General features: G+C 34.3%; 16 protein-coding genes. All 16 read right to left on the bottom strand.

The window, feature by feature from the left end; translation table 11 throughout:
- Positions 1-325: 325 nt before the first annotated feature.
- The 16 genes from G634_RS20325 to G634_RS0109420 all read right to left on the bottom strand — a co-directional run bounded on the left by G634_RS20325 (position 326) and on the right by G634_RS0109420 (position 23,115).
- Positions 326-2,314, bottom strand: a complete 1,989-nt coding sequence (locus tag G634_RS20325; protein ID WP_051233799.1) for a sugar transferase — start codon at positions 2,312-2,314, stop codon at positions 326-328.
- 234 nt (positions 2,315-2,548) lie between these two features.
- The gene (locus G634_RS0109350) at positions 2,549-4,495 is read right to left on the bottom strand and encodes a polysaccharide biosynthesis protein (protein ID WP_026505072.1); all 1,947 of its coding nucleotides are present in this window, start codon (positions 4,493-4,495) and stop codon (positions 2,549-2,551) included.
- Positions 4,496-4,499: 4 nt separating this feature from the next.
- Positions 4,500-7,142 (bottom strand): O-antigen ligase family protein, encoded by a 2,643-nt coding sequence (locus G634_RS0109355; protein WP_196805330.1) that lies wholly within the window; start codon positions 7,140-7,142, stop codon positions 4,500-4,502.
- Between the two features lie 11 nt (positions 7,143-7,153).
- Positions 7,154-8,098, bottom strand: a complete 945-nt coding sequence (locus tag G634_RS0109360) for a glycosyltransferase (RefSeq protein WP_026505074.1) — start codon at positions 8,096-8,098, stop codon at positions 7,154-7,156.
- Positions 8,080-9,861: a hypothetical protein gene (locus tag G634_RS0109365; RefSeq protein WP_026505075.1), complete on the bottom strand. Its 1,782-nt coding sequence runs from the start codon at positions 9,859-9,861 to the stop codon at positions 8,080-8,082. The genes G634_RS0109360 and G634_RS0109365 overlap by 19 nt, the downstream gene beginning before the upstream one ends.
- An 8-nt stretch (positions 9,862-9,869) precedes the next feature.
- Positions 9,870-11,012 (bottom strand): dTDP-4-amino-4,6-dideoxygalactose transaminase, encoded by a 1,143-nt coding sequence (rffA, locus tag G634_RS0109370; RefSeq protein ID WP_026505076.1) that lies wholly within the window; start codon positions 11,010-11,012, stop codon positions 9,870-9,872.
- A 21-nt stretch (positions 11,013-11,033) separates the two neighbouring features.
- Positions 11,034-11,495, bottom strand: a complete 462-nt coding sequence (locus tag G634_RS0109375; RefSeq protein WP_026505077.1) for a GtrA family protein — start codon at positions 11,493-11,495, stop codon at positions 11,034-11,036.
- Positions 11,495-11,722 (bottom strand): acyl carrier protein, encoded by a 228-nt coding sequence (locus G634_RS0109380; RefSeq protein WP_026505078.1) that lies wholly within the window; start codon positions 11,720-11,722, stop codon positions 11,495-11,497. The genes G634_RS0109375 and G634_RS0109380 overlap by 1 nt, the downstream gene beginning before the upstream one ends.
- A gap of 59 nt (positions 11,723-11,781) precedes the next feature.
- Positions 11,782-13,020: a diaminopimelate decarboxylase family protein gene (locus tag G634_RS0109385; RefSeq protein ID WP_026505079.1), complete on the bottom strand. Its 1,239-nt coding sequence runs from the start codon at positions 13,018-13,020 to the stop codon at positions 11,782-11,784.
- Between the two features lie 28 nt (positions 13,021-13,048).
- Positions 13,049-14,080, bottom strand: a complete 1,032-nt coding sequence (locus G634_RS0109390; protein WP_026505080.1) for a hypothetical protein — start codon at positions 14,078-14,080, stop codon at positions 13,049-13,051.
- On the bottom strand, positions 14,067-15,635 hold the full coding sequence (locus G634_RS0109395; RefSeq protein WP_026505081.1) for an MBOAT family O-acyltransferase: 1,569 nt from the start codon (positions 15,633-15,635) through the stop codon (positions 14,067-14,069). Before G634_RS0109395 ends, G634_RS0109390 begins: the two co-directional genes overlap by 14 nt.
- 39 nt (positions 15,636-15,674) lie before the next feature.
- Positions 15,675-17,543, bottom strand: coding sequence for a hypothetical protein (locus G634_RS0109400; protein WP_026505082.1), 1,869 nt, complete (start codon positions 17,541-17,543; stop codon positions 15,675-15,677).
- Positions 17,527-18,681, bottom strand: coding sequence for an acyltransferase (locus tag G634_RS0109405; protein ID WP_026505083.1), 1,155 nt, complete (start codon positions 18,679-18,681; stop codon positions 17,527-17,529). The genes G634_RS0109400 and G634_RS0109405 overlap by 17 nt, the downstream gene beginning before the upstream one ends.
- 7 nt (positions 18,682-18,688) lie before the next feature.
- Positions 18,689-20,446: an ABC transporter ATP-binding protein gene (locus G634_RS0109410; protein ID WP_026505084.1), complete on the bottom strand. Its 1,758-nt coding sequence runs from the start codon at positions 20,444-20,446 to the stop codon at positions 18,689-18,691.
- Between the two features lie 6 nt (positions 20,447-20,452).
- Positions 20,453-21,562: a glycosyltransferase family 2 protein gene (locus G634_RS0109415; protein WP_035799537.1), complete on the bottom strand. Its 1,110-nt coding sequence runs from the start codon at positions 21,560-21,562 to the stop codon at positions 20,453-20,455.
- 2 nt (positions 21,563-21,564) lie between these two features.
- Positions 21,565-23,115 (bottom strand): MBOAT family O-acyltransferase, encoded by a 1,551-nt coding sequence (locus G634_RS0109420; RefSeq protein ID WP_026505086.1) that lies wholly within the window; start codon positions 23,113-23,115, stop codon positions 21,565-21,567.
- Between the last annotated feature and the right edge of the window lie 3 nt (positions 23,116-23,118).

Raw genomic sequence — 23,118 nt, forward strand, 5'->3', positions numbered from 1 at the left:
TGGCCATTTGAAAAGGGTTCGCCTTTGACCAGTTTGCCACTTGACTTTTGTTCTCACGAAACTCGCCGTAAATGCGAGTTTCTGAATGTAAGTGACAAGAAGTAATACTTTATTGTTTTAAATACTTAGTAGATTAGTTTTACTGGCTTGTAATATTTCATGAGCAGAACTGTTTATAAACGTTGGTACTTATGCGCTGTTTTTTAGCGCATTACGTACCACTACGTTTATAATCAAGCGAAAGCGTGTCTGCGACGAAATATACAAACAGTAAAACGGACTATATAAAAACAATAAAGTATAGGTTATTGTCGACGATTATCCTTTAGTTGAAATATCCCGGAATTTCGTGAAGATATTTTTCAACGCAGATTTCTCTATTAAAATTCTGCTCCATCTTGATTCTTGCTTTTTTACCCATTTCGACTTTTTTCTCATAGGAAGTTTCAATGAACTTAATAACTGTCTCTGCAAGACTTTCTGCGCTTTTAGCCTCAAAACCATAACCTGTTATTCCTTCATCAAATGTCTCTCTACATCCAGGAATATTGGAAGCTAGAATCACTCTTCCTGTGGCTGCTGCTTCCAAACAGACATTTGACATGCCTTCATGGTAAGATGGGTGAATAACTGCATGCGTTTCTTTCATAAACGGATGAATATCTGCCTGCTGAGGTATATACTCTATGATACCTTCGTTAACAGCTGCATCTATTTTTTCTTCATAATCATCATCAAAGAAGCCAATCATTCTGAATCTTACATCTGGATAACTCTTTTTAACAATCTTCGCAGCTTCAAGAAGTTCATCTGTTCCTTTATCTTTCATTACACGACCGATTGTTGTAAACAAAAGCTTATCTGTATCTTCTGGATACTCTTCAAAAGTATGCTTTGAAAGATTTACTCCAGAACCTGGAAGAAGTTCATAATTGTCACCTACAATGCCATTTTTCCTCATGAACTCCAAATTTGCTTCGTTCTGGAAAAAAACTTTTTGCACATTTTTAAGACCAAATTTATAAAGAGGAACGATTATTTTGGCTTTGAGTCCACCATCTTCGATTGATGTTCCCAGTCCTGTAACGTTGGCTACAAATGGAACACCAACTCTCTTGGCTGCAACTCCTCCATAAATATTTGGTTTAATTGTAAGGCCAAATACCACAAGAGGCTTTATTTGCTTAAAAAGCTTTTTATAGTGCTGATAAATCTTTATATCCTCAAAAGGATTCATTCCATGCCTATCGATTGTAATCGGGTGGAATACACATCCAAGTCCTATTACTTCATCAATGTGTTCTAAAGCAGGACAGCATATATGCACTTCGTATCCCTCATCAAGCATTCTCTCAACAATTTCAAGTCTGAAATTATAAATTCCAATTACATGATTACAGATAAAAAGAACCCTGTTATCTCCATCAATTGAACGATTTCTAACACCATTTTTGCAATCTATATAGGCCTTTAATTCAGAATCATATTCCATTGATCCCATATTCTTTTCCATTTCGCCCGTACCGCCCTCAACTACACCTTCACTTTTTAATACACTAGAGAAAGTTCCAAAAAAGCATTTTGCATCCATAATAAATCCGGAAATGCTGCTTTTTCTAAGTGCTTTAGCATAAATACCATCAATACGCGCTTTCTCACAAATCTCTAATTCATCTCTTCCGTTTATCTGTGCAAGACCTGATAGGCCTGGAAGAATATCGTTAGCATGATATTTATCTCTTTCTGCAACTAAATCATCTTGATTCCACAAAGCAGGTCTTGGTCCGCAAAAAGCAATCTTACCTCTCCAAATATCCCAAAGCTGAGGAAGTTCATCAAGACTTGATTTTCTAAGAAAAGCTCCAACTCTTGTGATGTACTGATCAGGATTTGAAAGCTGATGAGTAGGCACATCATGAGGAGTTGACATTTTCATAGAACGAAACTTATGAAGTGAAAAGAAATGTTTGTTCTTTCCTACTCTTTTCTGAGTAAAAAATATCGGTCCTGGATCATCAATATAAATCGCAAAGGAAATAGCAGCAAATAAAGGACTAAGTAAAATAAGCGCAATAAGTGCCCCAAACCTTCCTATGAGTGGTTTAATAACCGAAACGTATAAAGTTTCATCCTGTGAAATCAAAAATTTACTGCTCTTATGCTTTGTCTTAGCTTCCTCAAGATATTGATTATTATCATCTATATCTTTCGAATCTTCTTTCTTTTTAGCTAAATAATCAAGGCCAATATAAGAAGCCGCAAGAAATAATAGCACCTTAATCAGCTTATTTTTCTTTTTTCCTGAGTTTTCCATTTTCCTCTCCCTAGAATAACCAAAACCTATACTTTATTGTTTTATGTAATCCGTTTTGCTGTTTGTATATTTCGTCGCAGACACGCTTTCGCTTGATTATAAACGTAATGGTACATAAGGTTCTAAAATACAGAACCTAAGTACCAACGTTTATATACAGTTCTGCTCATGAAATATTACAAGCCAGCAAAACTCATTTATCAAGTATAAGTAACAATGAAGTATAGTTTTTGATTAATCAGTTGAATTTATTCTTTCTGCAACTCTTCTAAGTTCCATCACGTGTTCTGCAGTTTTCTGCTCTGCATCATTAATATTAGGATGGTAAGTCTTTACAATTCGTCTTACAATATCTCTTATATGATCACTTTCTCCTCGTGATGCTTCATTAAGCATCTCAAGTTCTTTGAAAAATCTGTCTTCATCGACTTCTAGAGGTTTTCCTATATGAATCATTTTATTCTTGGTATCCTGAAGTCCTTCTTCATCCATAAGCATTTCCTCATACAGCTTCTCACCAGGTCTAAGTCCTGTAAACTCTATCTTAATATCTTCTCCAACCTTATAACCTGAAAGCTTTATGAGGTTTTCTGCCAAATCCAAAATTCTTACAGGTTCGCCCATATCAAGAACAAAGATTTCTCCACCCTTTGCGTAAGCGCCCGCCTGAAGTACAAGTGATACTGCTTCCGGAATTGTCATAAAGTAACGTATGATATTAGGATCTGTAACTGTTACAGGGCCTCCTGCAGCAATCTGCTTTTTAAACAGAGGTATAACTGAACCATTACTTCCTAATACATTACCAAATCTTACTGCTACAAACTCTGTTTCAAAGTGTCTATTGAAAGTCTGCACTATCATTTCACAAATTCTCTTGCTGGCTCCCATGATATTTGTAGGATTTACAGCTTTATCTGTGGATATCATTACAAACTTTTCTGTTCCGTTCATAGCTGCAGCCATAGCAGTCTTCCATGTTCCAAACACATTATTCTTAATAGCCTCATTAGGACTATCCTCCATGAGAGGAACATGCTTATGAGCCGCTGCATGATATACAATTTGAGGCTTATAGTTCTCAAATACCCAATTAATTCTTCTAGTATTTCTGACAGAACCTATCAAAACTTCCAGATTAAGATCAGGATACTTTGTCTTTAATTCCTGCTGAATATCATAAGCATTATTTTCATAAATATCAAAAATAATAAGCTGTTTTGGCTGATGACCTGCTATCTGGCGGCAAAGTTCACTTCCTATAGATCCGCCTCCACCTGTAACCATGACTACTTTGCCTCTAACATATCCAAGAATAGAATCAATATCAACAGACACAGGATCTCTTCCTAAAAGGTCTTCAATTTCAACATTGTGAAGTCTCGAAACACTTACTTCGCCACTTACAAGCTGGTATACACCAGGAAGAATCTTCATCTGACAGTTGGTTTCCTTACAGATTTCCAGAATCTTACTTATTTCTTTTCGTGGTGCAGATGGAATTGCAAGAATTATCTGATCTACTTCGAACAAATCAGCACATTCTTTTATTTTATCTCTTCCTCCAACAACACGGATTCCCTGAATATATCTTCCCCACTTATTAGGATCATCGTCTATGATGCACTTTATATTCATGGTAAGGTACATGCTGTTGACCATTTCCTTAACCAGAACATTGGCAGCTTCACCTGCGCCTATTACCATAACCGAAGAGGCATCTTCTCTTTTTCTTTGTTTGTGTTTCTGTGATCTGAAAAACCTGTACGAAAAACGGCTAACAAATATCAAAGAGATGAGCAGAAATGTATACATAAAGTAATAGCTTTGAGGAACTGGCTGTTTCTCAACCTTGAACATCTGAAGCCCCACTGCATCCACTATTCCTGAAATAACACATGCAACGACCAGATTCTGAAGTTCAGTCTCGCCTGCAAAAGCCCACAAACTGCTATATAACTTGAACAATGTAAAAATAATCAATGTCAAAATTATATTAAAAGGCAAAAAATCATCAATTGGAGTCATGAAGTGTTCCGGAACATCTGAAATATGAAATTCAAAACGCATGACAACAGCAAGATAGCTTGCAATGATGATGCTGGCAACATCATAAACTATCAATACAATCTGCCTATACAACTTTGTATAATTGATCTTCTTAATATTATCTTTACTCATTTTTTTATCTTCCTGATTGATTATTTAATCCATCTTTATTAGGCATCGACGGAAACAAGATAACAGGAAAAGCAAACATTAGCGCAATAGTCATCGGATTGCACATCTGAAAATTCCACTCAGTAAGCCCTGCAAAAGCAAAACCGCTTACTATGGAAAATACCACTAGAAGTCTTCCTATTTTCCTGCTGCATATAAAATAATAACCACTTATAAAGAAAGCTGCAACAATTATTATACCAAATACTATTCCTGCAATAATTCCGTAGTCGTGTGCAACCTGAACATATACATTGTGAGCATGAATAACGTTTTCTCCGTTTGGAAGATCCATACTCATTACCGCATGACCTGTAAGATTCATATCTTTAAGATAAGCTTTCCAAATATCAAGACGTCCATTACTGTATTCTGCAATACCTCCAGATTCACTTTCTGAATCGCCTTTTGGTAAAGTTTCATCAGTTACTTTGATATTTGATTCTTCAGACGCATTTGCCACTTCTACTTCCTGTCCTTTGGCAATAGCAACTGTATCTGCTGGCCTTATAGACGGCTTTCCAGATGGTTTATTTAGAAGATTTCCATCTTGGTCATACAACTCTTCACCATTTTCTCCATAATTAAACGGATCTTCAGGATAATTGTAATCAAGACCATCTACTCCCAGAATCTTCTCCATAAACAGAGATGTAAATCTTTCAAGACATAAATAGCTATAATCATCCCAGTCTTTTGAACCACACGCATCTGCCACAAAGTCATCTACTTCATAGATTACCGGATGTCCCACTATCAAAGGAATCATTCTTTGCAATGAAAATGTCATTGGAAAGCATAATAGAAGTGCAGCCACATTCAAAACTATAATTCTTCCTATGCATCTTAAGGTTTCTTTTCTTTTTCTAATAACAAGAAGAACAATCATCGCAAAAAAGCTGAATAAAAATGCCTGAAATCCTGTTCTTGATTCAGTTAGAATCATGTATGAAGACATCACTCCAAAGAATAACATTTCCTTGTAGCATTTTTTCATCACAGATAAAAATCCAACCTTTGAGGTTATACCTGCAATTTTGGAAATTAAAAGTGCCGCAGATACTACCTGCATTACAGTCAGATACTCTGCCGTAACAGTTACAGTATGGAACATCATTGCATATCTTCCGGAATAAAAACCTACCATATACCTGTGCGCCATACAAAATACAACAGAATACATGGCCTGCAGTATAAGACCATTTGACACTATCTTAATCCATCTGCTTTGCCCCATTGATATATAGTATCTAAAATACAAACAGGAAAATGCAAGAGTCATTACTATTCCCCACCATTTTCCATATCTAAAAATAATCATAAGAGCTGCAAATACAATTACAGGCACCAAAAGGAATGTCTTTTTTCGTTTAGCTATATGTCTAACTCTGAATTTCCTGTTACTAAGAACACAAATAATATTAACAAGAATCACCACAGTTTCAATGCAAATCACAATTCCAAAGAAAAGTGCTATGTTATTTAAATCAGCTTCTTTTTCTGAAACCGGCATTCTATGAAGAAAATAATAGATAATTCCTATTATTCCAAGAATTCCGGTACAAAAAAGATTTAGAATATTAAAAAGTTCTCTTTTTGTAAAAGAAAAAATAATCACAAATAAAAGGCTTGCTATTAGTTTTCTCTCTGCAACTGTATGGAAAATAGTATAGAGCCCATTCATATATTCACATCCAAACTGCATCGTAAGTGCCACAAAAACAGTCTGTAGAAAAGGTCTTATTTTCTCATAGATACAGGATTCATCTACTATTGTTTCTCTGAAATGCTCATTTCGTTTATGATTTACAAAAAATATTCCAAATAAATATGCTATTAACAGTCCGGCTTCATAAAAAATAATATCTGTCACTCTATCATCAAATTTTTTCAGAGGAAATACCATTACAGCAAGCACAAGGTAAATAACAGTAAAAATCGGATTAAGTGTTATTTGAAGAACTTTCTGAACAGTAACTATATTATCACTTTTCTTTCCTGCCTTAATCAAGAAGAAAATGACAACTGCGGCTACTAATAATATGCCTCCCATTATAAAAAGCGATAATGTCTTTGAAACAGGTACAGAATAGTTTATTATCGCAGCAAGTGCCTTATCCGGAACTTCTGTATCCTGATAATAGAACATCTTAACAGCAGGATTTTTCACATTTTCTATATTGGTGACACCAACTGTATAGGTACTGCGATCTGATGTCATGATAAGTCTGTAATTTTTACCAACTTCAATATCTATCCCAAGAGGAATGTTCACATATCCGGGAACTCTTTTATCTCCAAGATCACAGATGTCTGTATAAAGCATCTTCCACTTATCAACATCCCAGAATGAGATTCTCATATATCTGCCTTTTAAGACCTCACCCACATATACATCTATTGAATCTATTCTATTATACTGCGCTTCAAAATCCTGAATAGCATCATGAGTGCTGTCAATTCCCTGTGTATAACCACTCACTTCTCCTATAATAAACTCACTTCTCTGCCGTAGCAATCTTAAAGGATACAGACACATAATGATAATAAGCGCAATAACGCCTACTACTACCGCTGCCGCGACTTTACTGTTTATTTTCTTATTCATGTTCTTTTCTCTCATTTATCAGATTTTGTTACTACATCTCTTATTACATATTGCGGGCTACTATTTAAAAGAATATATGATCTTCCAATATATTCTCCAACCATTCCCACCATAAGCATGAGCATACCACTTGAAAAAACAAGTACTGACATTAGTGCACTAAAACCAACCTGAACGACACTTCCAAGTACAATCTTTTTAATAATGGTATAGATTCCATAAATAAACCCTAAAAACGCAAAAACTCCACCGCCAAAAGTAGCCACGCGTAAAGGTTTGATACTAAATGCTGTAAATCCATTTACCCACAGATTAAGGAGCTTTTTAAGAGTATATCCACTTGCACCAACTTCTCTTTTTCTGTGATTAACGTCTACATTTGAAATATTACTGGTAGTTCTAAGCACAAGTCCTACGACATAAGGAAATGAACCTTTGTATTTAAGCATTTCATCAACAACGTATCTTCTTGCAGCAAAATAACTAGAAACATAGAGATCTTTAGGCTTGCCAATCATAGTCTTAGCCATCCACTCATTCATAAGTGATCCCATATTTCTAAATATAGAGTGTTTCTTATGAGAATATCTTGCATACACCACATCGCTTCCACTTCTAATAGCATCAAGAAGCTTTCCTACTTCATTTGCGGGTGTTTGTCCATCATCATCAAGACACACAATAATATCTCCGCTTGTATTGGAAAGACCTGCCATAATAGCTGCATGCTGTCCAAAATTTTTGGCAAAATTAACCCCTATGACATAATCCTTAGTATCTGCAAGTTTTCTAATAACTCCCCAGGTATCATCGGCTGAACCATCATTTACACAAATGATTTCAAAATCCTGTTTTATCTCATTTTCCATTGTATATTCAACTTCAGCTATAACAGCTTCAAGTGTCTTCTCTGAACAGTAACAGGGAATGACAAAGCTTATTTTTTCGTTTTGCATAACTCTACCTTTACTATCTTAAATCTATCAGAAACAGTTCTGATTTCCCGGATATCAACATCAACACCTTCACTATTATAATATGCAACAAGCCATTTAGTCGAACTATCGTTTTTCGTTACAAAGTATACGTTTTTTTGTAATAATGCATCTTTTATATTTTCAAAACCCTGCTTTTTTAATTTTTCCTTCTGCAATGGGCTTTTTGCTGCCCATCCTCCGCAAAAATCATAGTTAACCGGAGTTGCAAAAGCATGCTTTCTCTCTTTAATATCATCTGGATACATTTTCTCTGAGTATCCTACACTTGCATATACATCAACAAAATAATAATTAGAACTATCGTCACATATTTGTGAGTAAAGCTCATTATAAGGAGCATTCATTTCCTTCCTATAGTCCATTTCTTTTCTGCAAATGTCTATCTGATTAGGAACATATACTGCAAGTATCGCCAAACAAGCAAGAAAAGGTATGATGCAAAGTAGTTTATTTTCAGGTATCACTCTGTTCATAAATGCTAACAAAATACAGTCTTCTACAAAAAGCATTCCATGAGTTACTCTTATAGGGTCGCGCTCTCCCAAAAGAATATACATCCACAGCATAGTCCTTATTATTAAAAGAAGCATCGCCATAAGCGCTGTAACAATACCGTTTTTATGAGTTTTTTGTCTTTCCTTAATAAAAGAGAACAAAAAGACTATCAAATATAAAAGAATCGTAAAAATATTCCATGGAGCATCAGTTTGCGGATATTCAAAGCTTTTCTGCTTAGAAAAATTATGCTGTCTCCAGATATATTTTTTTAGAGCCTGTACAATTCTTGTTTTAAATGGAGTTTCTTCATGAATACTTTTTGCATAATCCGCTATTTCCCAAAGTTTTTGTGAATTCAGTTCATCATCAATTGCAAAATTATAGTTAAACAAAAGCTCCACCTGTTCTTTTGACATATCTATACTGCTATAAAATTCTTTATTTTCCTCATATTCTGGAATCTGATAATAATCATAAAGCTTTGTTCTGGCATCAAAAAAGCTCCTAAACTCTTTCCACGAAGGACTGCTATAAGCTGCTTTATCCAGCATAATGCATACAAAAAGTCCCGCAAACAAAACCATAGCCCACACAAGATATTTTTTTAAAACATTTTTTTCTTTAGCATTAATAAACACTGACAAAAATCTGGTAAGCCAAGCTATTCCCAAAAAAGGCAGCATCAAGAGCATCATTTCTGATCTTATCAAAAAACCCAGAAAAACTAAGATGCAAGCAAAAAACATATCCTTTTTGCTTGTTTTTCCAGTAAGAATAACAGTAGCGCAGGCACCTGCAAGCATCGCAGTTGTAAAGGTATATTGCACGAAAATAAGATGCCCTAATATTGATGATAAGAAAAATACAAAAATAATTGCTGCAAGTAAATATTTCTTTTTACTTGTCTTAATCTCTGTAATACTTCGATAAATAATGATGAATAAAGAAACAAACTGACACAAACACAAAAAAATGCTGTATACGCAAGTTCCTTGAAAAAGCCTGTAAAACAGGCTTATTACAAGGCTTATCGGATACAGCATCTGTATATTATGCGAAGCAGGACTTCCTGTATAATTTCCGCTGATGATGTTCTTCATCAAAACATCATCATTCAAATCAAAATAGTAATCACCACATTTATTTGAAATAAGCACCAGCATTATTACTAAAAATGCTGACATAAAGAAAGATATAGAAATTTGTCTCTTTGTCTGCTTCAAAGTTCACCTCAACTAAAATGATAGTATTCTTTTATTCTTCCTACTACTTCATCAATTTCTTCAGGCTTTAAGTTGTAATACATAGGAAGCCTTAAAAGTCTTTCGCTTTCTTTTGTAGTGTACTTATCAACACCATTAAAGCGCGAATATTTAAGACCCGCTGTAGATGTATGAAGTGGTACATAATGTGATGCAGGAAGTATGGCATTGGAAGTAAGAAGTTTAATAAGACCTCTTCTTTCTTCAAAATCCTTACACTTAATATAGAACATATGTGCATTATGTTCACATTCTTCAGGAACATAAGGAAGCTCTATAAGACCTTTTTCCTTTAATGGCATAAGATCCTGATAATACTTGTTCCAGCTCTTTTTTCTATTATCATTAATCTCTTCTGCCATGTTAAACTGAGCATACAAATAAGCTGCATTCATATCACTTGGAAGATATGAAGAACCTGGCATAAGCCATGTATATTTATCAACTTTTCCAAGTTGATAAAGAGTACGGTTTGTTCCCTTCTCACGTACAATTATAGCGTCATTTACATATTTCTCATCACGAAGAAGAAGTGCACCGCCCTCTCCCATGCTATAATTCTTGGTCTCATGGAAACTATAGTTACCCATATCTCCAATTGATCCAAGTGCTTTTCCCTTATATGTGGACATAACACCCTGAGCAGCATCCTCGATTACAACGAGATTATGACGCTTTGCAATATCCATAATAGTGTCCATCTCACATCCAACACCTGCATAGTGTACCGGAACGATAGCCTTTGTTTTGGGAGTAATAGCCGCTTCAATCTTGGTCTCATCAATATTCATAGTATCAGGTCTGATATCTACGAACACAATTCTCGCTCCTCTAAGGACAAAAGCATTTGCAGTAGATACGAAAGTAAATGAAGGCATTATAACCTCATCGCCTTCCTTTATATCTGCAAGGATAGCAGAAAGCTCTGTTGCATGAGTACAGGATGTTGTTAGAAGCGCCTTGGTAACACCAGTCTTTTTCTCAATCCACTCATTATCCTTTGCAGTAAACTCTCCATCACCACAAATCTTATGTTTCTCACAACTTAACTTAATATAATCAATTTCCTTACCTGTATAAGGTGGAATATTAAAAGGTATTTTATACTCCATAAGTCCTCCTAACTATAGCTGTTATCTGTCTTTTTTCTCCAAAAAAATCTTTCTGGTAACAAAATTGTAGACCATAACAACAGCTGTTGCTGCAAACTTAAAGAACACATTAACAGCAAAGTTTTCGCTCATTATCTTCTGCAATAAAGAAATATTCTCATAAATGACATGGTAACCAACGAACATACATGCCTCATTAACAAATAGTCCTATAACACTCAGAACAAGGAAAATAACAAATTCCTTCTTCTGATCCATATCTTCTCTTCTTTCAAATACAAACTTGAAACTTAAAATATAATTTACAATAACACTAATTGTAAATCCAAAGAATGAAGATATCAAATCATAATACTTAAAAGAAGCTGCAAATCCTGTAGCCACCATTATTTTATTTGAAATAAGGTAAATAAAATAATCAATAAAAAAGCAAACAACTCCAACAACGCCGAACTTTAAAATCTGATCTCTTAACTTTTTCATCACTCCTCCACAAGTCTTTGAACCATATCGTAGAGTGATTTTGCACTGTTAAAATTGTCTGGAATAATCTCAGATGCAGGAATAGAAATATCATACTCCTCATTTAAAGTGCTGATAATCTGAAGAATATCAAAAGAATCAAGAATGCCGTCATCAATTAAAGCGGTCTCATTCTCAAAATCTACATCTTCCTTAACTTCTGATAATAACTCGATTAATTCTTCCATATTTGTCCTCTTTCTCCCATATTTGTTACTGTAAGAAAATAAACGCATCCAGTAACTTTTTACCCTTTTATTGTATTTATCGGGCTGCTCTCCATAAAGCCCCTTGCAATAACAATATCGCCATTTTCTTTTCTTAAAAGAATTTGCGGCATTGTTCGGCTAAGGAATAAATGAATACCCTCCGTTACAGAATATGCTCCTATGTTACAAAAAGCAAGTATATCTCCTATCTGCAGATTTATTAGTGGCAATTGTCTTACTAAAACATCTGATGTTGTGCACAGACTTCCGCATACAGCATAATTTATTTCCTCATTTTTTGAAGCTTTCGTATGCTCTATGCCAAAGTATTTCTCAACAACATCTGCATCACAATCGTTATCTTTGTCTCTTTCAATATGCTCAATAATAGGATTCTTCATACCCAGCATCTGACCAAGATAATTTACATGATTCATACCACCATCAATAATCAAATAATTTATTCCTTTATTGTTCTTCATATCTACTACTTTTGTCAAGTAATATCCACATTCAGAAACAAAAAAACGTCCCATTTCAATCGTTAAACTGCACCATTTTGCAGTTTCTTTAAGCTCTAAAGACAGTTCTTTTACAGGCGAAAGAGTATCCGAAAAATCCTCAGAATCAAAATATGGAACGTAAAGTCCTGGTCCATACTCAAGTCTTTCAAGCTTTATTCCAAATTTTTCGTTAACTTCTTCAAAGAAATCTTTAAGCATAGAAAGTTCTTCTATTTGATGCTTTAATTTCTTTCTCTGAGTTCCTGCAAAATAATGAATTCCAACAAAATTTATATGATCAAACTTATCTTTTTCCTCAAGACAGGCGAAAATGTCCTCTTTTGACATACCAAACTGACTTCCTGCATTAAGTCGTAGCAGCACATCATACTTTTCATTATTTCTTACGCCATTTTCCTGAATAAGAGCTACATGCTTGACTGATTCTGCAGTGTAAGTTCCAACCTTATATTCTCCTGCGTCAATGACATTATCAAAAGTCTTATTAACACCAGAATATATTATTCTACCTGCATCAACTTTTAAAGCCTTGCAGATATCAAGTTCTCCCGGACTACACACCTCAAGTTTATCTGTAACTTCCAACATAGCTGGAATCAAAAAAGGATTAGCCTTAATACTAAAGCAAAGAGAAATGCTATCTCCTACAATTTCCTTAATTTTTCTCATTCTTTGCTTTAGCATCTCTTCATCGAAAACAAAAGAAGGAGTTCCATATTTAACTGCAATTTCTTTTAATTGTTCTGTGTTCATTTTTACCTCTAATCTAAAAAACGAATTATTATTTTACAAATAAGCCTTTTGCATCATTTCCATTCAAAATACCAGCAAGTATTAATGAAAATTCATTTGCACCATTTGTATTCAAATGTCCATTATCTCTATACTTTGACGTATCTATGATATTAAAATGCTCTTTTTTTAGATAGTTAAAATCAATATACTGATACTTATATTTTTTTAATATACTCTTAATCTCTAATCCAAACTTTGTATAACTTTCAAAATCATAGTAAGTAAAAGCACTGCAAAAAGGCGCTGTAATCGCAAGAAGATCGACCTTGTTCTCTTTACAGATTTCGCATATATCCTTCAATGTAGAAATATTCTCATCTGTCATCTCAATCTTGTGAAGGTCACTTTTTTCACTGCTCCATTTAGAAGCGCTATCATAATCCACATACCTATCACCGTTTTCATAAACCTTGTCTGAAGGAAGAAAACCATTTAAGTCTCTATGCTCTGCCTTGGCAATAATTTTTCCTGAAAGTTTTTCCTTTATATTATTTCCAACATCACTTACTCTGTCATAAGTCCAAGGTATAAAGTAGTTTATTGAAGACGGAGTTCCTATAAAATCAGAACAGGTAATAAATTCAATATCAGAAACAACTTTTTTCACAGGTGACAACGTCATAGTCATATATTTCTGAAAACAGGCATCTGCTCTAAAATTTGTATTTCTGTCCATTTCCATTATTTCCGGATCAATAACAAGCACAACTTTAGATACTTTTTTCTGGTCAATTGCCTGTTTTATTGAATTATAGGAGCTTTGTATGGACTGCATACTGCTGCCCATGTTGTAGGAAACAAGACCTGTAGCTTTATCAACAACTTCAGGATTAATATCACAAATGCAGTGAGACGAGCCAGTATATATACAGTTAATTCCCTTTTTTTGTTCAAATCCATGCCATAATTCATAACCAGAGGCACTAAAAGGTATCAGTATAAATGAAAAAAACTGATTTACCGCAAAAAACATTATCAAAAAGGCGATAACTCTTTTGTATTTTTTAAAAATTTGCATACAAAAATCCTCCGGTTGAAGTAGTAAAAATAAAAGAGGAGAAAATAAGTATAAGTAAAAACAATGCAGCAAATTCATAAAATATGTGTTTTCTTCCTGTAAGAAGAACGTAAATATCTTTTTCTTTTTCCTTAAGGACACTAATGATAAATACTGCCACAATTCCTATAACGCTTATGCACATTCCTCCAATAACATATATTGGCTTTACAACATCAGGATTAAGAATAATGTCATTTAAGTCTTCTGAAAATGCTCTTATTTCAAATTGAGTAAACGATTTCTTCATATAACGCATACATCTTCCAAAATCTTCAATTCGATCAAAATACCATCCTATGTTTACGATGATAAAGGTTCTTACTATCCTGAAGATGTGCATTTTACCGCTTTGAGTATTAATATTAAGCTTTGCAGATATACTGTCAAATAAAGGCTGCGCCAAATCGCTTATGGCAATAACTACTCCATTATAAAGTCCCCATAATACATAGTGAAGGCTTACCCCATGCCAGATACCTACAATTAAGAATACAAGTATATTTGCAATTCCTGCTGGAAGCACCCTTCCAAAATGCTTGCCGAAGCGTTTCCCACACCACTTGCCAAAATTCTGCATTGTCTTTGTAAGTGCAAACGGATAAAAGACATAATCCCTCATCCATGCACCGAGCGAAATATGCCATCTGCGCCAGAAATCTCCAAGAGATACTGAAAAATAAGGCTGTCTGAAGTTTGGCATCATCTCAATGTCAAAAAGTCTGGCAACACCAAGAACCACATCAATACCACCCGAAAAGTCTGCATACTGCTGAGCTGAATACATCAAAATACCAAATACAATCAAAGCTCCTGATGCATCTGTATGTTCATAATCAAACACCCTGGAAATACTGTCAGAGAGCATATTTGCAATTGCATATTTCTTCATAAGTCCATACAAAATAAGAAGCATTGACTTCTTAAAATTCTCATAATCAAAGGCGTGCTCTTTTGAAAATTGTGGTTCTAATTTATCATATCTGTTAATAGGACCCTGGATAAGCTGTGGAAAAAAAGAAATAAACAGGATAAACTTCGCAAAGTTTCTTTCTGCCGGATACTTATCTCCATAAACATCTATTATGTATCCCACTGCCTGAAAGGTATAAAAAGATATTCCAAGAGGTAGTACCAACCCCTTATTTAACCCCATTACTATATGAAAATATTTCATATAAGAAAGTATTCCAAAATTAAAAACAACCAATAGATAAAGAACAATTCTCTTGTACTTTTGATATTTTTTCTTTAAAGCTTTTTTCTCATCTCTATTAAGCTTTAACTTTTTCTTCTCTTCCTTGAACCTGTCAGAAATCCTGGCAATAACAATTCCTCCCAAGTAGATAGAAAACGAAGTTGTTAAGATAAAAATAATGTTCCACTTTCCTGAAACCAAATAGAAAAAAGCATTACCTAAAAGCAAAATTTTCCATTGATACTCTTTTGAAACTCTGTAGTACAAAAAAAGACATACTGTCACAAAAAGTATATAACCTAACGAAAAAAAGTCCATGAATACCACCGTGCAAATTTAAGATTTGACTTCTTAATTTTAATAATTAATATAGCAACTATATAAATCATTTTCAAATGTCATTTTATATCCGTGCTGTTCCATATATTTTCTCAAATAATCATTCTTTTGAATGTAGGATTTTTTAACTGTGTAATCCTGTTTTTGTATGACAATTACAGTATCTTTTGACATATTATCAACAGACTTTGCAAAATCCTCATACATATTACTTGGAAGAAGCGACCATGTCGTATAAATGGCAGGCTTCATATCAAACAGATATGAAAGTCCAGGGGCATTTCCAAATTGAAGAAGTTTTTTGTCAAGAAGACTTTCTTCTTTTAAATACTCATACAAACTTTCAAGATTTGTAACGTTTTTGCTACTACTTATCATATTCATAGCCTTAGGAACTTTAGTAACCACCATGTCCCTTTCAACTCCATCTGCACCATCCACAAAAGAAAATCCCTTTTTGAATAAGATTCCCTGTCCGATTAGCATGAAGACAATAAGTATAACAGCAAGACCTACCGGCACGAACTTTTTCAATATACCTTTTAAATCGTAAATAAAACTTAAAGTAACTGGTGCTGTTATAAATAAATTGTTAATGATAGGATAGGTGTAGTTATCACTTCCAAATGGGGTAATTATTATTATCATGAGCGAAGTTAGTGCAAGAACTCTGTTAAAATCACTCTCTGTTTTTCTTATCAAAACAATAAAATCCAATATTATAGACAGAATAATAAACATCATAGCTGCCTTAAACATCGAATCATAATACCAGTAATTTCTAGTATAAACACCTATTGCAAAATAATATCTCACAATAACTAGGAATGGTAAAGTAAGTAAAAGTACAGGTAAAATCCCTTTTGTTTCTATTTTGGAAAAATCAAAAAATCCTGTTCGAGTACTGTTATAAGCCTTATTGCCAATCTCTATTGAAGACTCTTTACCTTTTCTATCCAAAAGTTTTTGGAAAATCACTATAGCTGCAAATTCCAAAACTATTACTCCGAACAAAAATCTCATATCACAAAGAGTCTTAAAATATGCTTCAAAGGTTGCCGCAAAAGTACTCGCCATAGAATGAGAGCCCTCTGCATCTTTAGATACTGCACCTAGCCATGAAATCATCCCAAAATATGCATCAAATCCGTACATAGAAACCGCTATTAGGAATGAACATCCGCCTCCAAGTAAAAATCCCAAAACGCAGATAACGGTTTTTCGAATAAGCTTCATGAAGAATATTTTCGCATTAAAAGCTTTTGTCCTAACATTTTGAAGATAAAGGTAGTACCACAGAATAATTATAAAAGCGCATTCACAAATATTAGGAAGCCGTACAAGAACGTTGATTCCAAGGAAAAGACCTGCTATAAACAAGTATTTATCCTGACTTTTCTCATCTTTCCAAAGTCCTGTAAGAAGAAAAAGTATAGCAAGTGACATACATATATAGGTCAAATAATTATATAGAATAACACTTGGACACCAGCAAAGACACTCTGCAATAAACAAACCTATAAAAAGACAGGTCTTATTAATCCATTTAGAAAGCCATAAGTAAATACACAAAACAAGAGCACATATAATAAGCGTTGTATATATTTTCATAAAGAGCATAGTACTGGAAAAAGGAAGCAGAGTCAGAATCTTTCCTAATACACTCGGCAGAAAAATAGACAATTTCCAGTTTGTATCCATTTGTCCAAAAAACTGAAAATTGCCCAAATTATAGGTTGTATCACTGACATCCACTCCCTGCCTTATGGAAAGGAATGGAAATACCAGCAATATAGCCGGATATAACCATAAAATTATGTATTTTTTTAATTTTTCAAGACTATCCATGTATTTCCAATCCTTTTTCTTTCTACTTATCCTTATCACTTGCAATCTTCTTATCAAATTCTGCAACTTTCACAAACAGCTTTGTATTATGACAAACTCTTTCGATATACTTAAACAGATTAAGCCTTACCCAATCTACAAAGACACATGCAAAGAATACAATAACTATGCTAAGCACCATATGAATAAGCATCTGCAAACCATTTATAGGAACATCTCCGATAAATCCGGAAATCCAGCTTACCCAATTATCTCTTATCTCCAAATGTTCGTGTAAAAGATAGATTCCAAAACTAAACGGCGCAAGAGCGCACAAAAAGTTAGTGAATTTATTCCTTGGAACTTTAATATTTCTAAAAAACGAGAATAGGCCAAGCGCTCCAGTAAGTACAAAAATAAAATTGTAATGATACGGAACTGTTGCGTAGTAGTTAAACCTTCCCGTGTGAAAATTGATCCAATAAAATGCGGAGAAAATGGCAAAGTTAAACAGAGAAGATACTATATACACCAAAAAACTTAACGGTGCATTTCCAAATACTCTGACATTATATTTTCTAATATATGCAGCTATAAGGTACAAAGTAATATACCAATCTAGATTATACCCCATAAGATCAGTTGCAAACACAATAGGAATCACAGATTTTATTATGCAAAACCATATCAAAAGACCTATGATAGTAGTCTTTAACTGCAGTCTTGATAAATGCTTCACTCCCATATTAAGTACTGGCGCAAGAACATAAAGCCAGATATATGCTGTAGCAAAAGAATAATGCTCGGAAGAAACAGGAAACAAAAACTGAGCAGTTTTATAAATTCTGTCAGTTTTTGCAACATTAGCCGTATCCACCAGTTGCATAACCATTGTTACACCAATTGTATAAAAATATATTTCAAACAAAAGCTGAAAGATTCTTTTTACTCTAAAATCAGACTTCGACAGAAAATATCCACTTATAAGAACCCATACATCAACAGCAACAATGCAAAAAGATTCTATAAACTGTCCAACAAACTGTCTTGTGCCTGCATTCTGTTTCAAGGATAAAAGTCCAAAACTTCCATCTTCTGCAAAAGAATGTGACAAATAGTGCAGCACCAGCACCATAATAATAGCTATTACTCGAAGTACTTCAAAATTCGCTTCTCTGCGTTTTCTGACAGCTGCCATATTCTTATCATCCCCTTCTTTCCACAATCGCCTTACCATTCTCGATACGATATACCATGTCACACTTCTCAATAGTTCCAAGACGATGAGCTATTATTACAAGTGTCTTTTTACCATGAAGTCTGTTAATTGAATCCATTATAGCCTTCTCCGTCTCATTATCAAGAGCAGAAGTTGCTTCATCAAGTACTAGCACTTCCGGATTCTCGAACAAAGCTCTGGCAATGCCAATTCTCTGTCTTTGGCCTCCGGAAAGTCTTATACCTCTTTCACCGATTGTAGTATCAAGACCATCTGGAAGAGATTTTACATATTCATCAAGCTGAGCCTCTTTTAAAGCTTCCCATACCTTTTCATCGTCTATATCTTCGTCCTTAATACCAAACGCTACATTCTTACGAATAGTAGAATCAATCATAAAAATAGTCTGAGGGATATATCCGATATTCTTGAGCCATCCCTGATAGTTGTCTTTGACATCGACACCATCTGCTGTAATATTGCCATTTTCAGGTCTCAAAAGTCCTAACATTACATCTACGATAGTTGTTTTTCCAGATCCGGAAGTACCCACAATACCGATAGATTTTCCAACAGGAATCTCCATATTGGCATTTTCTAAAACATTTTTTGATGCATTTGGATATTTGTATGTAATATTGTTGAGCTCAATTTTCTCAGTAACAGGAAGTTTTTTTGCATCTCTTGCTTTTATATAGGCATCCTTATCTACTACTATAGACTCATCAAGAATCTCTTTTTTCAAATTGTTATAAACATCATCAAGGAAAGGTTCAAAGTAAGCAATAGATGTCTGATAGTTATTTATTCTGTTAGCGCTTGGAAGCAGTCTTCCTGCTGCGCCGAACATAACTGTAAGCTGTGCTGCCATATCTCCAAGTGTTCTGCCATGAGACATTACCAAAAGAATATAGCTTATCATACCTACAACACTTACAGTCTCAATAAGAAGTCTTGGTGTTGCAGTGAAAAGATTATATCTCTGAACAGCCTTAACATATCCGTTACCACATTTTGAGTATTCATCAATGAAGAATCCCTCTTTTGATGCAATCTTTATCTCTTTGATACCATTTACAGATTCACTTATCCATTTAAAAAGTCCGCTGTAAAAACTCTGATTTTCCTCACCTGAACTCTTCATTACAGGCTTAATGAAAAATCTGATAATAGCAAGTGTGGATATTATAAGAGTTCCAAGATATAAAGTCATCTTTGCATCCTGAGCAATCAAAGCGCACATAAGACAGATAAATACGATGCCTTCGCTTATAAGCTGTAGGAGATTTAGAATAAGTCCATACATGTTAATAACATCAGATGTAATATTTCGCTGAACAACCGCTGTATCTGCATTTAAATAGTATTCATATGGTCTGTTGATAAAATTCACCATCATTCTTTGTGAAGTTTCAAACTGATTGGTAAAAACAAATCGAAGCTGAACCTTATTCACAAAGAACAGGAAGATATTCTTTATTATAAAAATAAAAATTGTACAGATAAGCAGGAGCATAACAAGCTGTGATGGACTCTCTAAGTTAAACTCCGTATAAATAGCTCTCAAATACCATTTTTTCTGAATTGCGTTTGGAACGATTCCAACCTGAACTATCGGTGCAATCATAGATATTCCCAAAGATTCCAGAAAACCTCCCACCATCATCATAATCACAATTCCGATCATTGATAGCTTTTGTTTGCGATTTAATATTTCCATCAATTGTTTACATACTTTGCGCATAGCCTGTTATTTCCTTTTTTTCTTCCAATTTCTATAAGTCCATAATGCTCTATAGTATAAATAGAACAATGCGTGTGATTTCATCTGCATAGCAATAAGCTTTTTCTCTTCAGGATTTGTTCTTTCCTGATAATAGGGATTTTCCTGAAAATCCGGAAAAGTTTCCTTCATCTCCCTTCCAAGTGCCTTGGTAAATCTGTAACAGTCAGGGAATCTGCTTTCCTTTGGCATTACAGAAAACAGAGTATTGATATAGAAAAGGACTGTATATTTGTACTCTATTTCAGGATAATACTCTTCAAGATACTTCCATCTTCTTGCTTCATCTAAAATGATTCTTCCGGCTGTCATTCTGTCCTGCATATTCTTGGAGGAAATAGTATGAACAGTCGAATCTGTGTGCTGATAATAATAATAGTTAGCCTTTGGAATGTACTCAAAGTGCCTGCTTCTAAGCATCCAGGTATTTACTACAGCATTATCTTCATAGAAAATATCCTCAGGAAATACCTTTATTCTTGCAAGTTCATCAAAACGATCCATCTTAGACTGCGTACACTTTTCGTAGCCATCAAGAATAATCTCTCTTCTAAAGATCTTAACCGCAAGACTTCCCGGATCAAGGATAAGAAGCTTATATTTATCTTTATCAAGGATACCTGATTGTGTTTCGAAATTGTTCTTAACGTATTTCCCTGGTTCAAGATTATGATGCATGGTCATCTGATAATCACAGCCTACCATATCAGCACCGGTCTCTTCCGCTTTTTTTATCATCGTATCATAATAATCCGGAGTAACCCAATCATCCGCATCGATAAAACTTATCCACTCACCCTTTGCAAAGGCCAGACCAATGTTCTTGGCCCCTCCCTGATGATGATTCTTTTTGGAAAAAAGAGCTACAAAACGATCTGCATATTTATCTGCATATTTTTTCAAAATAAGCGGTGAGTCATCTGTAGAACAGTCATCAACTGCAATAATCTCATATGAATAAGATATTGACTGATTCACCAAAGAATCCAGACACCACTTAAGTTTATCATTGTCTGCCATATTAAAAACAGGCACAATAATTGATAGTTTTAAACTATACTTTTCTTCTTTTTCCATAATCAGAAACCCATATAAATATAAGTGCTAACCTCCGAAAAGGCCAGAACACTCCAAACAAATAATAATCCAAACAAAACTGCTCTTTTTACTGTCAATTTCTTTTCTGCGATTTCATATGCATTTTTGGCAAATAAACAAATTGCAAAAGAAATAGCAATAATAATCCACATGCATATGGTCATAGAATATTTTCCATTTGCAAAAGACGTCATCTTAATAATATACCAGAGTTCATCCAGCATAAAAAGTTCGAGAAAGTTTTTGCTAAAGCCTACCACAAAATTTCCAAAAACCCTTCTAAAAAGGCTAATAGCAGTTCCAATACTACCCGCACCAACAAGACTAAATGTAAAAGCTACAAACAGATAATTAAAGAAAATACCAAAAGGCTTGTTCATAAGCCTTTTATAGCGATTCTTCCCGCTTATTCCAGTCTTAGCTCTTATCCTATCATCCATAGAGTCCTCAACAATTCTTCTTTTTATACAAAATCTTGTAAGTACATAGGCAAGAGCGTGAAGTGCTCCCCACAAGATAAAACCAAGACCTGCACCGTGCCAAAAACCTGAAACGAGGAATATAATTATGAAGTTTACGTAAGTTCGAAACTCTCCCTTTCTTCCGCCTCCCAAAGGAATATATACATATTCTGTGAAAAACGATGTTAATGTCATGTGCCATCTCTTCCAGAGTTCATCTATATTTCTTGACTTAAAAGGCGAATTGAAATTATTTGGAAGCTCAATTCCCACCATCCGTCCAATAGCCATAGCCATATCACAATATCCGCTGAAATCAAAATACAGCTGTAAAGGATAAATAAAGATAACCACAAGAGCCTCAGTACTTGAAAGCGTATCAGGCTGACTATACCCAAAATTAGTAACAGCTGCAAGTGTATCTGCTAGAAGACTCTTCTTTGCAAGACCAAGCACGAACAGACTAAGCGCACTTTCAATTTTTTCTACGCTAATACTTTTTCCTAAAAGATTTGTTGTCTGACTCTTAAAATCCCCAAACCTCATAATAGGTCCCTGCAAAAGCTTAGGAAAAAAAGTAATATAAGTCAAATATTCCAAATAATCAGAACAATCTATTTTACCACGATAAAGATCAGCCTGCATCGAAATCTGACTGAAGGTATAGAAGCTTATTGCTAGCGGAAGCACTACAATATTTTCTTTTTTTGTATCAGAAATACCTGCAAAAATTTCTGCAAAAAAGCGCGCATACTTAAAAAATCCAAGATAGAAAACATTGAATATTATTGAAAATACAAAAAGTATTTTTAACAATTTTGCCCTATTTTTGGATATTTTTTTCTGCAAAAAAATAAAGACTAAATTACACAAAATACTTACGAGGAATACTCCTAGATATTCAAGTCCGAAAAAAGCAAAAAATATAAGTGATGATGCGACAAGATAAAGCCTTGCCACTCTTTCGAGAAAACAAAGCCTTGTCCTATCATATATTAGTCTTAGTCCGTAAAATCCGGCTAAAAAAATCAGCAGGAATGCAAAAACAAAACCATATGAATTAAATAGCATTTT

This window comes from Butyrivibrio sp. NC3005 (genome assembly GCF_000424545.1).
Classification (GTDB): domain Bacteria; phylum Bacillota; class Clostridia; order Lachnospirales; family Lachnospiraceae; genus Butyrivibrio.

Excerpts from the sequence above, each read along its gene's own strand:
- G634_RS20325 (WP_051233799.1), bottom strand. The coding sequence starts at position 2,314 with ATGGAAAACTCAGGAAAAAAGAAAAATAAGCTGATTAAGGTGCTATTA.
- G634_RS0109350 (WP_026505072.1), bottom strand. The coding sequence starts at position 4,495 with ATGAGTAAAGATAATATTAAGAAGATCAATTATACAAAGTTGTATAGG.
- G634_RS0109355 (WP_196805330.1), bottom strand. The coding sequence starts at position 7,142 with ATGAATAAGAAAATAAACAGTAAAGTCGCGGCAGCGGTAGTAGTAGGC.
- G634_RS0109360 (WP_026505074.1), bottom strand. The coding sequence starts at position 8,098 with ATGCAAAACGAAAAAATAAGCTTTGTCATTCCCTGTTACTGTTCAGAG.
- rffA (WP_026505076.1), bottom strand. The coding sequence starts at position 11,012 with ATGGAGTATAAAATACCTTTTAATATTCCACCTTATACAGGTAAGGAA.
- G634_RS0109375 (WP_026505077.1), bottom strand. The coding sequence starts at position 11,495 with ATGAAAAAGTTAAGAGATCAGATTTTAAAGTTCGGCGTTGTTGGAGTT.
- G634_RS0109380 (WP_026505078.1), bottom strand. The coding sequence starts at position 11,722 with ATGGAAGAATTAATCGAGTTATTATCAGAAGTTAAGGAAGATGTAGAT.
- G634_RS0109385 (WP_026505079.1), bottom strand. The coding sequence starts at position 13,020 with ATGAACACAGAACAATTAAAAGAAATTGCAGTTAAATATGGAACTCCT.
- G634_RS0109390 (WP_026505080.1), bottom strand. The coding sequence starts at position 14,080 with ATGCAAATTTTTAAAAAATACAAAAGAGTTATCGCCTTTTTGATAATG.
- G634_RS0109395 (WP_026505081.1), bottom strand. The coding sequence starts at position 15,635 with ATGGACTTTTTTTCGTTAGGTTATATACTTTTTGTGACAGTATGTCTT.
- G634_RS0109405 (WP_026505083.1), bottom strand. The coding sequence starts at position 18,681 with ATGGCAGCTGTCAGAAAACGCAGAGAAGCGAATTTTGAAGTACTTCGA.
- G634_RS0109410 (WP_026505084.1), bottom strand. The coding sequence starts at position 20,446 with ATGCGCAAAGTATGTAAACAATTGATGGAAATATTAAATCGCAAACAA.
- G634_RS0109415 (WP_035799537.1), bottom strand. The coding sequence starts at position 21,562 with ATGGAAAAAGAAGAAAAGTATAGTTTAAAACTATCAATTATTGTGCCT.
- G634_RS0109420 (WP_026505086.1), bottom strand. The coding sequence starts at position 23,115 with ATGCTATTTAATTCATATGGTTTTGTTTTTGCATTCCTGCTGATTTTT.